Genomic DNA, 18952 nt, shown 5'->3' with positions numbered 1-18952 from the left:
CTCATGCTTTCAGGCGACGCTCGAGGCGGCGCGTCAGGCTGGAAATAGGATAGCAAAGAACGAAGAAGGCCGTCATGACGACGACATAGGCAAGCACGGTGAAATCGAGCCGGCGAACGGCGGTGCTGGCGTCGGTGGCGGCATGCAGCAGTTCGTGAACGCCGACCAGCGAGGCGAGCGCGGTCCCCATGGTGATGGAGGAAAAGAGGTTCATCCAGGGCGGCAGAGAACGACGGGCGCATTGTGGCAGGATGATCCAGCGCAGGGCCTGCAGCCTTGAAAAACCAAGTCCCTTGGCGGCTTCCCACTGCGTGGTGGGGATCGACTGGATGGCGCCGCGCGTGATTTCGGCCACATAGGCGCTGGCCGGAATGGCAAGCCCGATCACTGCCTTCAGCCAGTCGGGGAAGGGCAGGTAATGGCCGAACACGACGACTTCGAAGGGAAAGATGTAGGTGGTGGCGAAGATCAGCACCAGATGCGGCGCATTGCGGAACACTTGCACATAAAAGACGACAGGGTAGCGGACGATCTTCAGTGGCGCGAGCTCCAGAATGCCGAAGATGACGCCGACCATCGTGCCGCCCGTCATGGCGAGCAGGCTGATCAGGATGTTCATCAGGAAGCCGCTGCCGAGATAAGGCAGCCATTCGACCAGCACCTTGAGCAATGACAGGTCGGCCAGCAGCCAGATGACGGCCAGAGCGACCAGCGCGGCGAACAGCCAGGGCAGCCGGTTATGTACCTGGGCGGGAAGGTTTTTTGTACCGATCATGATCCCACCCCGAATCCAGGCACCGCCAGGCGCTTTTCGACCCAATGGCCGATGCGGGCGACGGCCAGGTTGATGGCGCTGAAGAACAGAAGGATGACGATCATCAGCTCGACGACATTGTCGCGCTGCGTCCAGACCATGATCGAGGCATAGGTGATCTCGCTGACCGCGATCGCATTGCCGACGGTGGTCAGCTTCACCAGATTGATCAGATTGTTGACGATCGCCGGCAGCGAGGCGCGGATCGCCAGCGGTACGGATACGAAGCGCAGGATCTGCAGGCGGTTGAAGCCGATGGCGCGGGCCGCCTCCACCGTCTGGTCCGGTACGGCCTCGATGCCGGCGCGAATGGCGTCGGCATGCAGGGCGGCGACATGCAGGCCGACCACGGCCACGACCCAGAAAAAGGGCGTGAGCGGATTGTGCTGCGCTCCCCCCAGCATGTTGGAGACGAGTGTGTTCAGCACGAGGAAGCTGAACATCAGCTGCACCAGCGTCGGCGTATTGCGGGTGATCTCAATCAATGCACGGACAGGCACGGATACCAGTCTGCGGCTGGAAGTCAGCATGGCCGCGAAGATCAGGCCGAACACGAGGCTGACCGGAATCAACAGCACGATGAGATAAAGCGTGGTGATGAAACCACCACGCCAGATCTGTGCCTCATAACCGCTGGCAAGGAACTCGTAATGGAGCCCGATCTTGCCCGTCCAGTCTATGAAGGCCTGAAGAAGAGAATTCTCCATGCTCGCCTTCCTTCAAGCGACGAATAGCGTCACTTGCCCTCGGTCTGGAGCTTCTTGTGCTCTTCCTCGAGATAGGCGGTGTTGAGCAGCCGGTTGGCCTTCGCATAGTCGAGGAGCTTGCCGCTGGCATGCAGCTCGCGAACGATCTTGTCGAGCGCGGCGCTGGTGTCGCTTTCGCCCTTGCGCAGCCAGATCACCGAATCGGACGGGATCAGTTCGGTCGGGAAGAGGATGGTATAGTCCTTCCATTCTTCCGGGCGATCCTGCAGCAGCAGGCCGAGGGTAGCGCCGACATGCACGGCGGCGACGCAATTGCCGCCCTGCAGCGCCAGCAGCGATTCCGGCTGGCTCGGCAGCCCCTTCACTTCCGCGCCGTATTGTTCCGCAAGCGGCTGGGCGTAGTTCGAGCCCTGGGAAATGCAGACCGGCTTACCCTTCAGGTCGCTCCAGTCCTTCAGGCCGCTGTCCTTGCGGCCGACGGCGGCGCCGCCGCTGCGATCGTAAGGCGTCGGTACGTAATCGAGGATCTTGGCGCGTTCCTCGGTGTATTGCATGTTGGCGATCAGGATATCCACCTTGCCCTGCTGCAGGAACTGCACGCGGTTCGGCGGAGTTACCGTCACCGTTTCCAGCTTGACGCCGAGCTTGTCGGCCAGCGCCTTGGCTAGGTCGACATTGTATCCCTTCTGCTCCTGGTTCGTCGGATCGATATAGCCGAAGGGCGCGCCGGACAGGATAACGCCGACGGTGAGCGCGCCGCGTCCCTTGATGCGGTCGAGCGTGGCATCGGCATGGGCCATCGTGCTGAAAAGCGCACCGACGGAAAGGGCGGCAGCAAAAAGGGCTGTCGAAGTTCGCTTGGCAAAGTTCATGGGTTCAAAACTCCTTAGTCGGCGCGGAAACTAGAGAGAGGGACAGGGGCGGGCGAGAAATAGCATGCTATTTCTTGCGGCTTTGTGAAATGAATTACCCACATAATATATGGATTTTAAGAGAACAACTCTCTTTCCCGCAATCATCACCAGAATATTCGTCGTATTGATCCGGCGTTTCGCGATGCGGTCAATTCTATGGTCGCATGCAAGCTCGTCTCCTCCGGAGAAATCCTTTTCCGTCAATGTGATAGGCTCGATCAGCGCTTGCTGGGGCGGATGGATGTGCGCAGGTTCAGCAGGCGGTCGAGGGATTGCAGGGTCGTTTCCTGAGCGGCGGTCGCCAGCGCCAGCATCATTGCCTCCAGGCACACAAGGGTCGGGCCATGCAAGGCGACATGCTCGACCTTGGCGCGGGGGATGATGATCGATGCATTCGCATGCTTGCGCAGCACGGTCTCTTCCTGTCCCAGCAGCATGACGATCGGGATACCCAGGCGCTGTGCCTCGGTGATGGTGGTCATGCCTTCGCGGTGCGGCCGCCCGTGGGCCATCATGATCAGCGCGTCGCCTTCCTCCATGGTGAGGAGCTGCTCGGCAAGCGCTATGCCCGTCATGTTGAGCGCGTAGGAAGGGTAGCCGTTGCGGGAAAAGAGGCGGGCCGCGTAGGTCGCCAGCACACCGGAGGCGCCAATGCCGAAAATGCCGATGCGTTTCGCGCCGAGGATGACGGCGATGGCATCGGCCATGCCCTGGCGGTTGGATGGCGAGGAAAGCGCTTCCATCGCGTGGCGGTGATCGTTGATGACGAAATCGATGGCGGAATCGGCATCGCTGCTCAACTCGCGCGTTGTCGTCGCCATTTTTTCGGACGGCGAATCCGTTTCGCCGATATGGGCTTCCAGCGTGTCCTTGAGGTCCAGTAGTCCCTCGAAGCCCAGCGCCTGGATCGCGCGGATGACCGTCGCGTCGGATGTGCCGGTTTCGTTGGCGATTTCCAGCGCGGATTTGCCGAGGATGGCGTGGCGATGCTGGTCGATATAATCGGCGACGCTGAGCAGGCTTGGCGACAGTGAGGCGCGGCGGTTCCTCAGCCTTTCACCGAAGCGGTCGATGCGGCGCGTCTTCTGGATTCTGGGGGCGGCGTCCATGGCCGGCAAGATACCTTCCTCATCTAGTCATGTTAAGGAAGGCACATTGTCCTATTCCGGCGGATTTTGAAAGCCTCGGGCGTCACTGCCGCTGTGGTTTCAGGCCCGGCCGACCGGCAACATGCGACTGTATCATCGATACCATCAGGCTGAGCGCGGCGTAGGAGTTGGAGATCGCCTCCTCACGCGGCAGCAGGATGTAGCGCCCTTCGCGGCAAGCGGCGAGGAACTGGCAGTAATCCGGCAGCACCTTGTTCATCGCGTCGATCTCCTCGGCGGGCGTCCCGCCGGTGTCGGAACGATAGGTATCGAAGATGAAATCGGCGTCGAGCTCCTGCAGCCGCTCGGCACTGACCTCGATCCGCCCGCCTTCCGGAATGTTCTCGATGATGTCGGGAAAGCGGAACCCGGCATCGCGCAGCACGCGCCCAAGAGCACGGTAGGTATGATAGATGCTGATCTTGCCGTTCTGTGCCTGCAGCACGGAGACGGTGATCTTGGAGGGGTCGATCACCTGTTTCAGCTCATCGATCTGCGCCCGGTAGCGCCGGTCGAGGATGGCGAGCCGCTCCTTCGTTCCGGTGAGATCGGCGAGGCGCTCGTAGATATGCGGTGCGCTACCGATCGTATTGTCGATGACGACGGTCGGCGCGATCTTTTCCAGCTGTTCGACCGGCGTCGTGCGGCCGGGTTCGGTGATGATGAGATCGGGCTTTGCCGATACCACGGCTTCGAGATCGACGGTGGTGGCGCCGATGTAGCGCATGCCGGAATTGTCGAAATCGATACCGGTCAGGATCGGACCCGAGCGCAGATAGGCCTTGCCGTCGCTTCCCATGCGTCCGTGGCTGGCGACGGGGCGCACGCCGAGCTCGATCAGGGGAATGGTAATATCGAGGTCGTGCATGGAGACGATGCGCTGCGGATGGGCCGGCACCTCGACCTTGCGGCCGAGATCGTCGATGAAGCTGCGGTTTTCGATCTCCTGCGCCAGCAAGGGTATTGCCGTGACGGCGAGCACGAGAAGGGCGGCGGCAAAACGACGGAACATGATCATCCTCAAAGAAGGTCGCGGCGCTTCCAGAGCAGAAGCAGCAGGACGGGAACGCCGACGACGGCCAGCACGATGCCGGCGGGCAGCTGAAGGGGGGCGAAGGCCAGGCGGCCGATGCTGTCGGCAATCAGCACGAGGGCCGAGCCGAAAAGTGCACTGCCGGTGAGAAGCGCGGTCTGGCCGCCGCCGCGCAGCGCAAGCCGGGCCATGTGCGGGGCAAGAAGACCGACGAAGCCGAGGCTGCCGACGCAGGACACGCAGGCGGCGGTCAGAAGTACCGGCGCGATGAAGCGCAGGATCGAGAGTCGCCGCAGCGGCACGCCGAGCGCCGTTGCCAGCGGGTTTCCGAGCAGGGCGGCATCGGCCGCGGCTGCAGTCAGGAACAGGATGACGGCGCCGATCGACGCGCAGACAAGCGCGATGGGGACGATATCCCAGGAGACGGCATTGAGACTGCCGGCCAGCCAGACCATGGCCGTCTGCACGTCGCGGATATCGGCGGTGGTCAGGATCAGTGAAAGGGCGGCCGACATCAGCCAGGAGAGGCCGATGCCGATCAGCACGAATCGCATGCGGGTCAGGTCGCGGGCGATCGAGGCGACCAGCAGCGCGCTCAGGAAGCCGCCAGCCATGCCGGCAAGAGGGCGCAGATAAAGTCCGGCGGATGGCATGAGCAGCATCAGCGCGACCACCGAAAGGCTTGCGCCTTCCTTGACGCCGAGCAGGCCGGGATCGGCAAGGCCGTTGCGTGTCAGCGATTGCAGCGCGGCGCCGGAAAGTCCGAGCATCCCGCCGGCCAGCAAGGCCATGACGATGCGCGGCAGCCGGAGATCGCGGATGATGCGATGACCCTCGCCGGTCGCATGGGCCGGATCGAAGAGCACATCCAGAAGCTCGCGGACGCCGGCTTCATGGCTGCCGAGCGGTGCCACGATGAAGGCGGCGGCAAGGACGAAGAGGCAAAGCAGGCCGAGCGCCGCGACGCAGCGCATATGGATGCGGTGCGACATCGGTCCCAATGAGACGAGACGATACCCGTTCTGTCGCGCGACGCTCATCGGAAATACCTCGCGGCGGCGAGAATGAAGATCGGCGCGCCGATGATGGCCGTCATGATGCCGGTCGCAAGCTCATGCGGGTTCAGCAGCATGCGTGCGGCGATGTCGGCGGCAAGCAGCAGGGCCGCGCCGCCAAGAGCGGCAAGCGGCAATGCGAGGCGCAGATCGCCGCCGGAAAGCTGGCGGGCCGCGTTGGGAACGATGAGACCGATGAAGCCGATCGGCCCGGCGATGGAGACGGAGGCGCCGCAGAGCAGGGCCGTGGCGGCAAGCCCGATCAGCCGGGTGCTCCTGACCGGCACCCCAAGTCCGGTCGCGGCGGCATCGCCGAGCGCCAGCGCGTTGAGGCGCGGCGAGATGACGAAGGCGAGCAGCATCCCCACCAGGATGGGCGTGATTGCGGCGCCGATCAGATCGTAGCCGATGCCCGCGAGGTCGCCGGCAAGCCATAGCCGCATCTCCTGCAGCGTCTCTTCATCGAGGATCAGGATCGCGGAGGTCAGGGAAGACGCAAGCGCCGAAAGCGCTATGCCGCAGAATGTGACCTTGAGCATGGTGAGCCCGGATCGGCCGGCCGAGGCCAGCGCCATGACGAGGGCGAAGAGCAGGCCGGCGCCGAGGGCCGCGACCAGCGGACGGGCAAGGCCGCCGGCGAGAAAGGGCAGGCCGCTGGTCAGCACCGCGGCGAGGCTGGCACCGGCATTGAGGCCGAGGATATGCGGCTCTCCCAGCGGGTTGCGCAGCAGCGATTGCAGCAGCAGCCCGGCAACGCCGAGCGCCGAGCCGACCAGAAGCGCCGCCGCCAGACGGGCAAGCCGCAGCTTGATCAGGATCTGGTGCTCGAAATTGTGGCTGTCGAAGGCAAAGACAGCCTTGATGAGCGTTGCCGGCGCCACCGGACGCGCGCCGATGCCGGCATGGATCGAGGCCAGCACCAGAATGGCGGCCATCAACAGCGCCATGGCGAAAAGACTGCGCGCGGGGCGCGCCCGCCATGGCGCGGCCTGGCCCGAAAGTTGAACCGCGCTCATCCCTGCCTCTTGCCGCGCTTCGTCGAGGGAAGGAAAAGCGGCATGCCGGTTTCGGGGTGAGCCAGCCGGACGACCTCCGTATCGAAGACCTCGCGGATGAGTTCGGCGCTGCAATCGCCGGGATGCTCGGCGACGCCGGCAATCGCGCCGTCCTTCAGGAAGATCAGGCGGTCGGCATATTGCAAGGCGAAATTGAGATCGTGCAGCACGGTGACGATGGTGCGGCCATGGTCGCGGGTGAGCTGCCGCAGCAGGTCGAGCACTTCCACCTGATAATGCAGGTCGAGAAAGGTGGTGGGCTCGTCGAGCAGGATGATCGGCGTTTCCTGCGCCAGCGCCATGGCGATCCAGCAGCGCTGGCGCTGGCCGCCGGAAAGACTATCGACGGGCAGGGTGGCGAATTGGAGCGTATCGGTCACCGTCAGCGCGTGCTCGACCGCCGCTTCGTCGGCCTCGGTCCATTGCCGGAGAAAGCCCTGATGCGGGTAACGCCCGCGCGAGACGAGATCGTAGACGCTCAGTCCCTCCGGCAGCAGCGGGCTTTGCGGCAGAAGGCCCAGTTTCCGCGCGACGTCCCGCGTCGGCATGGCCTGGAGCGCCTTGCCGTCCAGGCTGACCGTCCCACCGGCCGGCGTCAGCAGCCGCGCCATGACGGAAAGCAACGTCGACTTGCCGGAGCCGTTCGGCCCCAGGAGAGCGGTCATGCTTGCCTCGGGAACGGAAAGCGAGATGCCGTCGAGGATCAGCCGGCGGCCATAACCGGCGGCGATGTCCTCGACGGATAGCGGGGTGGCCGTGGTGGCCCCCTGTGGCTCCGGTCTGTCTTTCCGTCCTATGCGCATCAGCTTTTTCGCGTGGATCTTCCGTTTTGAGCAAGAATATTCCTGAGTGTAGTAGTCAAATTTTCCCTGTTGTAAATTCCCGGATTGTTTGCCCGCCTATCTTGGAAATGGAGGACGGGAGCAGACCGGTGCATGGGGCCGATAATGTAGATGGTGCTTTATCACGTTGAAAAATCTGTATTTCTGGCGGGAGTGCCGGGGTGGTCGGCAATGCTCTTTTCCCCTTTCAAAGGCATTGGGGCGGCATGAACGGCAGAAATTGGTTGATTAAAAGTTGACTACTACATTCATGAAAACCATAAGCCGCCCAACCCGCAACCCAGCGGGATTTCGCATCGGACATTAAAATTGAATGATATCCGCGAGGATATGGGGGCAGAATGAAGCAGGGCAAAACGGCGGTCGCTGGCGCGGCGATCCATCATGTGCGGACGGCCATCCTGATATTGAGCGCCTGTGCAGCCTATCCGGCCATGGCGCAGGACGCGGCGGTAAAGCCGAAGGAGGCGGAGGCAGCCGCGAACGAGACCGCCGATCCTGCAGCCAATGGTACGGTGCTGAAGCCCATCACGGTCAAGAGCGGCGGCCAGGACGGGGCGACCCGCGGATACCAGCCCATTTCCACGACGACGGCGACGCGCAGCGACACGCCGCTGCTCGACATTCCGCAGGCCGTCAATGTCGTCAGCCAGGACGTGCTGAAGGATCAGAAGGCGCAATTGCTCGACGATGCGCTGTCCAATATCAGCGGCATCAGCCAGACGAATACGCTCGGCGGCACGCAGGATTCCATCATCCGCCGCGGCTTCGGCGACAATCGCGACGGCTCCATTCTGACCGACGGCCTGAAGACGGCGCTGCCGAGAAGCTTCAACGCCACCACCGAGCGGGTGGAGGTGCTGAAGGGACCGGCGTCGACGCTCTATGGCATTCTCGATCCCGGCGGCATGATCAATGTCGTCACCAAGAAGCCGCAGCAGGTCTTCAGCGGCGAGATCTACGGCACGGCGTCCAGCTTCGGCGGCGGCTCGACGGGTATCGATTTTACCGGCCCGATCGAAGGCACGGATTTCGCCTACCGCATGATCGGCGAATACAAGAATGTCGATTACTGGCGCAATTTCGGCAAGACGAAGGACTGGATCATTTCGCCCTCGCTCTCCTGGACCGGCGAGGATACCGAGGTCACCCTGTCCTATATGCACGAGGATTATAGCGTTCCCTTCGATCGCGGCACGATCTTCGATCTGAATACCGGCCATGCCGTCAATGTCGATCCGAAGATCCGTTTCGATGAGCCCTACAATATTTCCAAGGGCAGCTCGGACATGGCCTCGGTGAATATCAAGCACGAGTTCAATGAGGACTGGACGCTCAATTTCGGCTACAGCTACAGCTACAACGAATATTCCGACAATCAGGCGCGCGTCATGGCCTACAATGCCAAGACCGGCAATCTGACGCGCCGCGCCGACGCGACGCAGGACTCGACGATCTACAATCACGCCGTCCGCGCCGACCTGACCGGCGATGTCGAGATCGGCGGTCTGCGCAATGAATTGCTGTTCGGCGCGTCCTATGATTACGCCAATACGCTGCGAACCGATCTGATCCGCTGTGGGCAATCGGTTAATTTCAACATCTACAATCCGGTCTACGGCAACATGCCGGCCTGCACGACGGTCTCGAAGGCCGACAGCGACCAGAAGGAGATCCTCTCCACTGCGTCCGCCTATGTGCAGGATTCGCTCTATCTCACCGACCAATGGATTCTGGTCGGCGGTGCGCGCTATCAATATTACGATCTGACGGCCGGCAAGGGGCGTCCGTTTATTACCAATACCGACAGCAATGGCGGCAAATGGGTGCCGCGCGGCGGCATCGTCTACAAGCTGACGCCTGATGTCTCCTTCTATGCCAATGTCGCCAAGACCTTCCGGCCGCAATCGTCGATCGCCAGCTATTATGGTAATCTTCCGCCGGAAGAGGGCGTCTCCTATGAGATCGGCAGCAAGTTCGAGATCACCGATGGCCTGACCGCCAATATCGCGCTCTATACCAGCGACAAGAAGAATGTTGCCTATTCGGAAGTGATCGATGGCGACACCTATGTCAAAACCGCCGGCCTGGTGCGGGCCCGCGGTATCGAGGTGGACATCGCCGGAGAGATCACCGACGAACTCAGCATGATTGCCAGCTATGGCTTCACGGATGCCAAGGTCCTTGACGATCCGGACTATGCCGGCAAACAACTCGTCAATGTTGCCCGCCATACCGGTTCGCTGTTCTTCACCTATGATTTCGGTGAGCTCGGCGGCAACGGCAACACGCTGAAGGTGGGGGCGGGTCTGCGCGGCGCCGGCAAGCGCGCCGGCATGAACAACAATGCTTATTTTCTGCCGGGCTATGTCGTGGCGGATGCCTTTGCGGCCTATACATTCCAGATGGAACGGCCGCTGACGCTGCAGCTCAATCTCAAGAACATCTTCAACAAGACCTATTACACCTCGTCGATCGGCACGACCAATCTCGGCAACCAGATTGGCGAACCCTTCAGCGCGGTCCTGACGGCAAGCGTCAAGTTCTGATCGTCGTTCGACAGGCCGGACGAGAGAGAAATCCGCCCGCTGCCTGAGGCCGCGGACATTTCGTCATGCCGACGGTGTCGGCGCGGCCGAGGGGCGGGCGATGTTTGTGGCGTCGCGGTAGGTCTGGGCCGATGACGGGCGTCCGACGTGGTAGCCTTGCGCATAGTCGATGTTGAATTCGCGCAGCAGCGCGAGTTGCTTTTCTGTCTCGACGCCCTCGACGAGGATCTTCGGGCCACGGTTGCGGATGAGGCCGACAATATCCTGCAGCATGGCCTTGCCGCGCGGGGTCGAGCTGCCGTGCAGGAAGGAGCGATCGATCTTCACCATGTCGAAATCGATGAGGCGCAGCCAGGACAGGCCGGCAAAGCCTGTGCCGAAATCATCGAGCCAGATCCTGATCCCGAGCGTTTTCAGGTCGTTGATGCATCTCAAGACGTCGGAATGCATCTCCATTTCCAGGCCCTCGGTGATCTCGAAGGCCAGCCGGCTGCCGGAGACGCCCGTCTCGTAAAGGATCGCCGCCACGCTCGCCGCAAAGCCCGGCATTTTGAGCTGGATCGGCGAGACATTGATGCTGGCGCTCTGGACATGGTTGTCCGCCAGCAGGTCGTGGCAGGTGGTGCGTATCACCCAGCGGCCGAGTTCGATGATCATGCCGGTGCGCTCGGCGATCGGAATGAAGAGGCTCGGCGGGATCACGCTGCCATCGAGCGTCCGCAGGCGCATCAATGCTTCGACCGCGTCGCGCCGCTTCGATGTCATCTCCTCGATCGGCTGGTAGACCAGCGAGACGAGATTCTGGTTGATGGCGATCTTCAATAGCGCCGCGATGTTTTCGCTTTCATCGCTGCTATTGGGATCGTTGGGGTCGAACAGGCGCGTGCAATTGCGGCCGCTTGCCTTGGCGCCGTATAGGGCGCGATCGGCCTCGTGGATGATCTTTTCGAGTTTTGCGCCACTTTGTTCGCGGGTGAAGGCCGCGCCGACACTGACCGTCACGATCGACGTGCCATCCCGGCGCTCCTCATGCAGCAGGCTTAGCTGTTCGACGGTGCTGCGGATGCGTTCGGCCAGGAAGGCGACACGCTCCTTCATGTCGAACTGCGCCAGCACAATGAATTCCTCACCGCCATAACGGCCGATCGAGCCGCCAAGCGGTTCGATCGCTTCCTTGATCGTCGTGGCTATATGGATCAGGCAGCGGTCGCCTTCCTGGTGGCCGTAAAAGTCATTGTACTTCTTGAAGAAGTCGACATCGACCAGGATGGCGGCAAAGCCCCGGCCGTTGACCTGCCATTCCTTCCAGTAATTCCGCAGCCGCTGATCGACGGCGCGGCGATTTTCCAGGCCGGTGAGGTAATCGGTGTTGGACATTCTCAGCAGGGCTTCGCCCCGCTCCGTGGCTTCGCGCTGCTGAATCTGCGCTTCAAGCGCATTGAGGAAGACATGGTAGCGCTCGCGGTTCAGCTTCCAGTTCACATAGGATGTGAAGACGAAACAGGAGACGTAGAATGCGCTGAAGGCAAGCGCGTAGATATCGGTCGGCCAGAAAGCGAACAGGGACAGCAGGAAGGTGGCGAGGATCACGCTGGACGAGATCACCGACAGAACGAACCGGAAGCTGAAGAACAGATTGGCGCCCATCATGAAAATGGCGCCGAATATCATGTAATAGGACAGGCTTTCCGTATGGACCGTCCTGAGCGCCGGAAAGATCCAGACAGCATATCCCGAGATCAGCGCCATGGCGCTGGTACGGTCGAGCCATTTGATGCCCGTATCCAGATGCAATTGTGTCTCGAACACGGCGAGCGCAACGATACCCACCGTCAATCGGGCCATGATCGTATAGGCCGCAACGTCCGGGATCAGCAAAAGGTCGGTCGCCGAATACAATACATAGACGATGACAGCGATCCACAGCCCGCGCCGTGTCGCTTCCACCCGGGCGGCCTCGTCATCGTTTCGATAGAGATCGCGAAGCTCGGCCGGTGAGGGCCTCTGCAACTTTCTATCGAAATCGAACTCCACCGTATTGGCAAACATGCGCTTCATGCACTGTTCCATCCGATCGTACTACGCCCCGCGAGAAAGTTCAGCTGCATCTTCCCTGTGGACTGTATTGATACACTTGTGCGGTCGCTGACCCATCCCTGAACTGAGAAGATGCGGTACGACCGGCGATTTTTCCGCGACCATAGGCGGGGGCATTTTAAATCCTGTTAAAATCAAGTCGAAAATGCCCGCCGTTAAGCATGTTAAAGAAATTCTATGGTTAATCAAAAGTTTCAGATTATGATAGAAATCATTGGAATGACGAGCTGTTGCAGATGTGCTCGCTTCCGATAAACGGTATCTTATAATTTACTCATATTAAGTAGAGGATAACTAGCATGAACCAACGAAAGATGGATTTCGATGGCCATAGCCTGATTACCCCGGCGGCAATCGCGAACGAACTGGAGCTACCCAAGAGCGATGGTTTTGAAGAGCAGCTGATCGTCGGCAAGGGGCAGATCGCCCTGTTGCTCGAACTCGCCCGCCAGCAATTCGAAAAGGACTACAACCCGACCGAGATCATCGACCGGGTGACGCGTTCGCTGCATGAAACCCGCCATTCGCTACACCCACGCGTGTGGCAGGAACTGGTGCCGATCGTGCAGAACCATCCTGTTTCCGCGTTTTTCCAGGAAGACCCGCTGACCAAGTGGTCCGTCGACAAGCCGAGAGGCTATTCGGGCGACGCGACGTTGCTCGACTTCATCTATCGGCACGAAAGCATCCTCGGCGACGTGGCGAAGGCTTCCGAACGCGGTCGGGCGCTGTTCGAATATACCAGCACGGCGCCGTCCTCGCTCGCCAACTGGGACCGCCGGGACATTCTGGCGCGCCATGTGGACGAAGTGGCGGCGGCGCGGGGACCGGAAACGGAAGTCCTGAGCGTGGCGGCCGGGCATCTGCGCGAGGCGGCCCATTCGGTGGCGCTGCGCGAAAAGGCGCTCAAGCGCTGGGTTGCTCTCGATCAGGATCCGATCAGCATCGGGACGATTGCCCGCGACTTCCAGGGAACGGCGGTCGAAGCCATCAACGGTTCCGTCCGCGATCTGCTGACCCGGCGTTCGCGCCCCGGCCAGTTCGATCTCGTCTACGCCTCGGGCCTGTATGACTACCTGGTCGACAAGGTCGCCATCAAGCTGACGCAGCGTTGCCTGGAAATGCTGAAGCCGGGTGGCGTCTTCCTGTTTGCCAACTATTCCTATCCCATCCTGGTCGACGGCTACATCGAAACCTTCATGAACTGGGCGCTGCTGCTTCGTTCCGAGGCCGACATGTGGAACATCATCCACGCCAGCACCGAGGGGCAGGACTACGAGGCCAGCGTGTTCTTCGGGAAGAACCGCAATATCGTCTACGGCGTGCTGCGGAGACGCGACTAGACCAGCCTGCATCAATGCCATCGTCAGCCGACCGGAGAAGGCTCTCCGGTCGGCTTTTTGTTGCGACAATATCGATTGAGGTCGCCGACCGCGATGCTTTTCGCGGCCGATGCCACGGGATGTGGGGGATCACGCAAGCTTGACACCCCACTCCCTTCGATGTGATGGTATGCCATAATAAATAATATAATATGGGGTATTCCATGATCGTCGATGATGTCTATTCATTCGCATTCATATGTTCACTCGTGCGTGGCTTTGCCGGTCTATGTACCGAGCGTCGGATTTGACGACCGCATTCCTGATGAATGCGAGCGAGCGGCATGGCCGTGCCTGATCTGGGTCGTAATCGCCGTTGGGGCGATAACCTTTTGTTATAACAAGTATTTAGTGCGGTAGTCCGAGGAGTTTTCGTGATCCGCAGAAAGCGGCTTGACAGCTTAATATTATGGCATACCATCATACATAATCTTAAAAGCGAGCTGATCGATGACCCTTCACATCCGAAAGACCCTGTTGCAGATCGAAACGACGCTGATCGAAGGGGGGAAGGCGGCTCCGGTTCCGCTGAAGCTGTTCTCCGCATTGGCGATCGTTAGAAATCCCTGGGCGGGCCGCGGCTTCGTCGAGAACCTGAAGCCGGAAATCCATGCGGTCGCGCCGGTTCTGGGCGAACTGCTGACCAAGATGATCATCGAGGCGGTCGGTTCCGGTGAGGCGGTGGAGGCCTATGGCAAGGCGGCGGTCGTCGGTCTCGACGGCGAGATCGAGCATGCCTCCGCGCTCATCCACACGCTCCGTTTCGGCAATCATTATCGCCATGCGGTCGGTGCCAAGTCCTATCTGGCCTTCAGCAACACGCGCGGTCCGGCCAATGCGCCGATCCTGATCCCGCTGATGGATAAGAATGACGAGGGGCGCCGTTCGCATTACCTGACGATCCAGACGGCTATTCCGGATGCTCCCGCCGCTGACGAAATCGTCGTGGCGCTCGGCGCCTCCGTCGGCGGCAGGCCGCATCATCGGATCGGCGATCGCTATCAGGATCTCAAGGACCTGGGGCAGGACGTCTCCAATCCGGCGGGCGTCTGAAGAGGTTGGGTGCCGGGATGTCGAATGTGGACACCATCGTAGAGGTTAATGTCGACAAGGCCGCGGGTGGGGGATTGCCCCGCAAGCGGACGGCGGCCGGCACGGCCTATCATGAAACCGGCAGCGGCGAGCCGCTGGTGCTCATCCATGGTGTCGGCATGCGGCTGGAGGCCTGGGCACCGCAAATCGCGGCCTTCGCGCCGGCCCATCGGGTCATCGCCGTCGACATGCCTGGCCACGGCGAAAGCAGGGCATTGCCCGCCGGCAGCGGTCTTGAGGCTTTTGTCGCGTGGTTTGGTGGCTTTCTGGAGGAAATGAACCTCGATAAGGTAAATGTCGCCGGTCATTCCATGGGTGCGCTTGTGGCGGGAGGTGCCGCGGCTACCTTCGGTGCGCGTATCCGGCGCGTCGCCTATCTGAACGGTGTCTATCGCCGCGATCCCGACGCCAAGGCGGCGGTCCTGGCTCGCGCGGCAGCGATCCCGCTGACCGGCGTCGACAAGGAAGGGCCGCTTCTCAGATGGTTTGGCGATGATGCGCAAAGCGCCGTCGCGCGCGAGTTGACGCGCAACTGGCTGAGCCTTGTGGACCAGCAGGGCTATGCGACGGCTTACGCAGCCTTTGCCGGCGGTGACGAGACCTATGCCGACCGATGGCCGGATGTTCGTGTGCCGGCCCTGTTCCTGACCGGATCGGACGATCCCAACTCGACACCGCAGATGGCGCGGCAGATGGCCGCGATTACGCCCAAGGGCTGGGCCAGGATCGTCGAGGGTCATCGTCATATGGTCAATCTGACGGCGCCTGCCGTCGTCAACGAATTGCTGGCCGAGTGGCTATCGTGCGGGGAGGACGCAAGATGACGACACAGACTGCGGACGCGCGGGCATTGCGCGATGCTTTCGGCGCGTTTCCAACCGGCGTGACGGTCGTGACGGCACGGGATCAGGCCGGCGCGCCGATCGGTTTCACCGCGAACTCCTTTACCTCCGTGTCGCTCGATCCGCCTTTGCTGCTGGTCTGCCTGGCGAAGACGTCGCGCAACTTCGCGACGATGACGGGCGCCGCTTCCTTTGCGATCAACGTGCTGTCGGAAACGCAGAAGGATGTCTCCAATACCTTCGCGCGGCCGGTCGAGGACCGGTTTTCCGCGGTCAAATGGGAGCCGGGCGAGGCCGGCAGTCCGATATTTTCCGAGGTCGCCGCCTGGTTCGAATGCGCCATGGAGCAGGTCATCGAAGCCGGCGACCATGTGATCCTGATGGGGCGCATCACCTCGTTCGGCAATAGCGGCCTCAATGGGCTCGGCTATGCGCGCGGCGGTTACTTCACGCCGATCCTCGCCAGCAAGGCGGTTTCGGCTGCGGCGGAAGGCAATATCGAGCTGGGCGCCGTGCTCGAGCGCGACGGCGAGATCCTGCTGCTCGGCGACGAGGTGCTGGCCCTGCCGGATTGCGACGGCAGGGAGGGCAGCCCGACCGATATTCTCTGCGATTATCTGGAGCAGCTGACCGGCCTTTCGGTGACCATCGGCTTCCTCTACTCCGTCTATGAAGGCAAGAGCGACGGCAAGCAGCATATCGTCTATCGCGCCTTCGCTTCGGATGGCGAACCCCGCAACGGGCGCTTCCTGAAGCCCGACGCGCTGTCCAAGGCACGCTTCAAGACGAGTTCGACGGCCGATATCGTCGCGCGTTTCGCGGCCGAGAGCCAGCTCGGCAATTTCGGCGTTTATTTCGGTGACGAGACGGTCGGCACCGTCCGCTCGGTTCCAGCGAAGGTGGCACGCACATGAAATTCTCTCTTTTCGTCCACATGGAGCGCCTCGACGCGAGCCAGAGCCACAAGAGCCTCTATGACGAGTTCGTCGCGCTGTGCGAGATCGCCGACAAGGGCGGCATGCATGCGATCTGGACGGGCGAGCATCATGGCATGGACTTCACCATCGCGCCCAATCCCTTCGTGACGATCGCCGATCTCGCGCGCCGCACCTCGCGGGCAAGGCTCGGGACGGGGACGGTGATCGCGCCCTTCTGGCATCCGATCAAGCTTGCCGGTGAAGCAGCCATGACCGATATCATCTGCGACGGCAGGCTCGATATCGGCATCGCGCGCGGCGCCTATTCCTTCGAATATGAACGCCTGCTGCCGGGCCTCGATGCCTGGGGTGCCGGCCAGCGGATGCGCGAGCTGATCCCCGCGGTCAAGGGCATATGGAAGGGCGATTACGCCCATGACGGTGAGTTCTTCAAGTTCCCGGTCACCACCTCGGCGCCGAAGCCGCTGCAGCAGCCGAACCCGCCGATCTGGGTGGCCGCGCGCGATCCGAATTCGCATGAATTCGCCGTCGCCAACGGCTGCAATGTCCAGGTGACGCCGCTCTGGCAGGGCGATGACGAGGTCGAGGCACTGATGGGCCGCTTCAATGATGCCTGTGCCAAGAACCCGCAGATCGACCGGCCGAAGATCATGCTGCTGCGCCATACCTATGTCGGCTCGTCGGAAGACGATATCGCGCAGGCCGCGCACGAGCTGAGCGTCTATTACAATTACTTCTTTGCCTGGTTCAAGAACGAGAAGCCCGTCAAGCAGGGTCTGATCGAGCGGATACCGGAGGAGGAGATCCGGGCAAACCCCATGCTCTCCGACGCGGTCATGCGCAGCAACAACGTCGTCGGCAATGCCGAGACCGTTATTTCGCGCCTCAAGACCTATGAAGCCATGGGCTATGACGAATATTCCTTCTGGATCGACACCGGCATGTCCTTCGAGCGCAAGAAGGCGTCGCTCGAGCGCTTTATCGCCGAGGTCATGCCGGCATTTGCGGAGTAAACCCCATGCAACGCTTCCAGTCCTATATCGACGGTGAATTCGTAGACGGAGAGGCCCGGTTTGCGAGCGTCGATCCGGCGACCGGCAAGGTCTGGGCCGAGATGCCGGAAGCGCGCGAGAGGGATGTCGATCGCGCCGTCGAGGCGGCGGAGAGGGCGCTTTATGACGGCCCATGGGCGAAGCTGACGGCTACCCAGCGCGGCAAGCTCCTCTACAGGCTTGCGGATCTGGTCGCGGCCAATGCGCAGAAACTGGCGGAGCTTGAGACCCGCGACACCGGCAAGATCATCCGTGAGACCTCGGCGCAGATCGCCTATGTCGCCGATTATTATCGCTATTATGCCGGCCTCGCCGACAAGATCGAAGGGGCCTATCTCCCGATCGACAAGCCGGACATGGATGTCTGGCTACGGCGCGAACCGATCGGCGTCGTCGCCATGGTCGTGCCCTGGAACAGCCAGTTGTTTCTCTCCGCCGTCAAGATCGGCCCGGCTCTGGCGGCCGGCTGCACCATGGTCGTCAAGGCGTCCGAGGATGGTCCGGCACCACTTCTGGAATTTGCCCGCCTTGTGCACGAGGCCGGCTTTCCGGCCGGCGTCGTCAATATCATCACCGGTTTCGGCCCGGCTTGCGGCTCTGCCCTCAGCCGGCATCCGAAGGTTGCCCATATCGCCTTTACCGGCGGGCCGGAAACGGCGCGCCATGTGGTACGCAATTCGGCCGAAAATCTGGCCTCCACTTCGCTCGAGCTCGGCGGCAAGTCGCCCTTCATCGTCTTTGCCGATGCCGATCTCGACAGTGCCGCCAATGCGCAGGTGGCCGGTATCTTTGCTGCGACTGGACAGAGCTGCGTCGCCGGCTCGCGGCTGATCGTCGAGCGGAGCGTGAAGGACAAGTTCCTGGCGCTGCTGAAGACGAAGGCTGAGGCGATCCGCATCGGCTCGCCGCTGGACATGGCGACCGAAGTCGGACCGCTGGCGACGAAACGCCAGCAGGATCATGTCGCGGCATTGGTCGAACGATCCGTTCAGAGCGGCGCCCGCCTGGTAACCGGCGGCAGCAGGCCGGATGGAGAGGGCTATTACTTCCTGCCGACGATCCTCGATTGCGACGATGCCGCCTCGCCCTCGCTTGCCGAGGAATTCTTCGGTCCGGTTCTGTCGGTCGTCTCGTTCGAGACTGAGGCCGAAGCGCTGGCGCTTGCCAATGATACCCGTTACGGCCTTGCCTCCGGCGTCTTCACCCAGAACCTGACGCGCGCCCACCGCCTGATGAAGGGTATCCGGGCCGGTATCGTCTGGGTCAACACCTACCGCGCCGTATCGCCGATCGCGCCTTTTGGCGGTTTCGGCCTGTCCGGCCACGGCAGGGAAGGCGGTCTGGCGGCGGCGCTCGATTATACCCGCACCAAGACCATCTGGCTCAGGACATCGGATGACCCGATCCCCGATCCCTTCGTGATGAGGTGAGG

16 protein-coding genes are annotated in these 18952 nt (G+C 61.7%); 7 read left to right on the top strand and 9 right to left on the bottom strand.

The window, feature by feature from the left end:
* Nucleotide 1: 1 nt before the first annotated feature.
* From FHX11_RS13040 to FHX11_RS13005, 8 genes are all read right to left on the bottom strand, one after another.
* Nucleotides 2-775: an amino acid ABC transporter permease gene (locus FHX11_RS13040; protein ID WP_184358048.1), complete on the bottom strand. Its 774-nt coding sequence runs from the start codon at nt 773-775 to the stop codon at nt 2-4.
* Entirely contained in the window at nt 772-1521 is a 750-nt protein-coding gene (locus FHX11_RS13035; protein ID WP_184358047.1) for an amino acid ABC transporter permease, read from the bottom strand. The genes FHX11_RS13040 and FHX11_RS13035 overlap by 4 nt, the downstream gene beginning before the upstream one ends.
* Nucleotides 1522-1550: 29 nt before the next feature.
* Nucleotides 1551-2321, bottom strand: a complete 771-nt coding sequence (locus FHX11_RS13030) for a transporter substrate-binding domain-containing protein (protein ID WP_246780991.1) — start codon at nt 2319-2321, stop codon at nt 1551-1553.
* 332 nt (nt 2322-2653) lie between these two features.
* Nucleotides 2654-3544: a MurR/RpiR family transcriptional regulator gene (locus FHX11_RS13025; protein WP_184358207.1), complete on the bottom strand. Its 891-nt coding sequence runs from the start codon at nt 3542-3544 to the stop codon at nt 2654-2656.
* Between the two features lie 82 nt (nt 3545-3626).
* On the bottom strand, nt 3627-4595 hold the full coding sequence (locus FHX11_RS13020) for an ABC transporter substrate-binding protein (protein WP_184358045.1): 969 nt from the start codon (nt 4593-4595) through the stop codon (nt 3627-3629).
* Nucleotides 4596-4603: 8 nt separating this feature from the next.
* Nucleotides 4604-5656, bottom strand: coding sequence for an iron ABC transporter permease (locus FHX11_RS13015; RefSeq protein WP_184358044.1), 1053 nt, complete (start codon nt 5654-5656; stop codon nt 4604-4606).
* Complete coding sequence (locus FHX11_RS13010; RefSeq protein ID WP_184358043.1) at nt 5653-6687, bottom strand: iron ABC transporter permease; 1035 nt, start codon at nt 6685-6687, stop codon at nt 5653-5655. Before FHX11_RS13010 ends, FHX11_RS13015 begins: the two co-directional genes overlap by 4 nt.
* Complete coding sequence (locus tag FHX11_RS13005) at nt 6684-7529, bottom strand: ABC transporter ATP-binding protein (RefSeq protein WP_184358042.1); 846 nt, start codon at nt 7527-7529, stop codon at nt 6684-6686. Before FHX11_RS13005 ends, FHX11_RS13010 begins: the two co-directional genes overlap by 4 nt.
* Nucleotides 7530-7909: 380 nt before the next feature.
* On the opposite strand from FHX11_RS13005, the gene FHX11_RS13000 reads away from it, so the two are divergent.
* The gene (locus FHX11_RS13000; protein ID WP_184358041.1) at nt 7910-10117 is read left to right on the top strand and encodes a TonB-dependent siderophore receptor; all 2208 of its coding nucleotides are present in this window, start codon (nt 7910-7912) and stop codon (nt 10115-10117) included.
* Nucleotides 10118-10180: 63 nt separating this feature from the next.
* Here FHX11_RS13000 and FHX11_RS12995 read toward each other — a convergent pair whose 3' ends face one another.
* Entirely contained in the window at nt 10181-12166 is a 1986-nt protein-coding gene (locus FHX11_RS12995; protein ID WP_246780990.1) for an EAL domain-containing protein, read from the bottom strand.
* Between the two features lie 347 nt (nt 12167-12513).
* On the opposite strand from FHX11_RS12995, the gene FHX11_RS12990 reads away from it, so the two are divergent.
* The 6 genes from FHX11_RS12990 to FHX11_RS12965 all read left to right on the top strand — a co-directional run bounded on the left by FHX11_RS12990 (nt 12514) and on the right by FHX11_RS12965 (nt 18950).
* A complete protein-coding gene (locus FHX11_RS12990) occupies nt 12514-13557 on the top strand; it encodes a class I SAM-dependent methyltransferase (RefSeq protein ID WP_184358039.1) in 1044 nt (347 codons plus the stop codon).
* Between the two features lie 489 nt (nt 13558-14046).
* Complete coding sequence (locus FHX11_RS12985) at nt 14047-14649, top strand: amino acid synthesis family protein (protein ID WP_184358038.1); 603 nt, start codon at nt 14047-14049, stop codon at nt 14647-14649.
* A 17-nt stretch (nt 14650-14666) separates the two neighbouring features.
* Entirely contained in the window at nt 14667-15512 is an 846-nt protein-coding gene (locus tag FHX11_RS12980) for an alpha/beta hydrolase (protein WP_184358037.1), read from the top strand.
* Nucleotides 15509-16444, top strand: a complete 936-nt coding sequence (locus FHX11_RS12975; protein WP_184358036.1) for a flavin reductase family protein — start codon at nt 15509-15511, stop codon at nt 16442-16444. Before FHX11_RS12980 ends, FHX11_RS12975 begins: the two co-directional genes overlap by 4 nt.
* Nucleotides 16441-17481 (top strand): LLM class flavin-dependent oxidoreductase, encoded by a 1041-nt coding sequence (locus FHX11_RS12970; RefSeq protein WP_184358035.1) that lies wholly within the window; start codon nt 16441-16443, stop codon nt 17479-17481. Before FHX11_RS12975 ends, FHX11_RS12970 begins: the two co-directional genes overlap by 4 nt.
* 5 nt (nt 17482-17486) lie before the next feature.
* Nucleotides 17487-18950, top strand: a complete 1464-nt coding sequence (locus FHX11_RS12965) for an aldehyde dehydrogenase (protein WP_184358034.1) — start codon at nt 17487-17489, stop codon at nt 18948-18950.
* The last annotated feature ends 2 nt before the right edge of the window (nt 18951-18952 follow it).

This window comes from Rhizobium sp. BK602 (genome assembly GCF_014195095.1).
GTDB lineage: Bacteria > Pseudomonadota > Alphaproteobacteria > Rhizobiales > Rhizobiaceae > Rhizobium.
Note: the sequence above shows the minus strand (reverse complement) of the source record. Positions and strands in the feature narration are given on the sequence as shown.

What these genes read in the sequence shown, in the direction of transcription:
- FHX11_RS13040 (WP_184358048.1), bottom strand. Translation starts at nt 775, where the DNA reads ATGATCGGTACAAAAAACCTTCCCGCCCAGGTACATAACCGGCTGCCC.
- FHX11_RS13035 (WP_184358047.1), bottom strand. Translation starts at nt 1,521, where the DNA reads ATGGAGAATTCTCTTCTTCAGGCCTTCATAGACTGGACGGGCAAGATC.
- FHX11_RS13030 (WP_246780991.1), bottom strand. Translation starts at nt 2,321, where the DNA reads ATGGCCCATGCCGATGCCACGCTCGACCGCATCAAGGGACGCGGCGCG.
- FHX11_RS13025 (WP_184358207.1), bottom strand. Translation starts at nt 3,544, where the DNA reads ATGGACGCCGCCCCCAGAATCCAGAAGACGCGCCGCATCGACCGCTTC.
- FHX11_RS13020 (WP_184358045.1), bottom strand. Translation starts at nt 4,595, where the DNA reads ATGTTCCGTCGTTTTGCCGCCGCCCTTCTCGTGCTCGCCGTCACGGCA.
- FHX11_RS13015 (WP_184358044.1), bottom strand. Translation starts at nt 5,656, where the DNA reads ATGAGCGTCGCGCGACAGAACGGGTATCGTCTCGTCTCATTGGGACCG.
- FHX11_RS13010 (WP_184358043.1), bottom strand. Translation starts at nt 6,687, where the DNA reads ATGAGCGCGGTTCAACTTTCGGGCCAGGCCGCGCCATGGCGGGCGCGC.
- FHX11_RS13005 (WP_184358042.1), bottom strand. Translation starts at nt 7,529, where the DNA reads ATGCGCATAGGACGGAAAGACAGACCGGAGCCACAGGGGGCCACCACG.
- FHX11_RS13000 (WP_184358041.1), top strand. Translation starts at nt 7,910, where the DNA reads ATGAAGCAGGGCAAAACGGCGGTCGCTGGCGCGGCGATCCATCATGTG.
- FHX11_RS12995 (WP_246780990.1), bottom strand. Translation starts at nt 12,166, where the DNA reads ATGTTTGCCAATACGGTGGAGTTCGATTTCGATAGAAAGTTGCAGAGG.
- FHX11_RS12990 (WP_184358039.1), top strand. Translation starts at nt 12,514, where the DNA reads ATGAACCAACGAAAGATGGATTTCGATGGCCATAGCCTGATTACCCCG.
- FHX11_RS12985 (WP_184358038.1), top strand. Translation starts at nt 14,047, where the DNA reads ATGACCCTTCACATCCGAAAGACCCTGTTGCAGATCGAAACGACGCTG.
- FHX11_RS12980 (WP_184358037.1), top strand. Translation starts at nt 14,667, where the DNA reads ATGTCGAATGTGGACACCATCGTAGAGGTTAATGTCGACAAGGCCGCG.
- FHX11_RS12975 (WP_184358036.1), top strand. Translation starts at nt 15,509, where the DNA reads ATGACGACACAGACTGCGGACGCGCGGGCATTGCGCGATGCTTTCGGC.
- FHX11_RS12970 (WP_184358035.1), top strand. Translation starts at nt 16,441, where the DNA reads ATGAAATTCTCTCTTTTCGTCCACATGGAGCGCCTCGACGCGAGCCAG.
- FHX11_RS12965 (WP_184358034.1), top strand. Translation starts at nt 17,487, where the DNA reads ATGCAACGCTTCCAGTCCTATATCGACGGTGAATTCGTAGACGGAGAG.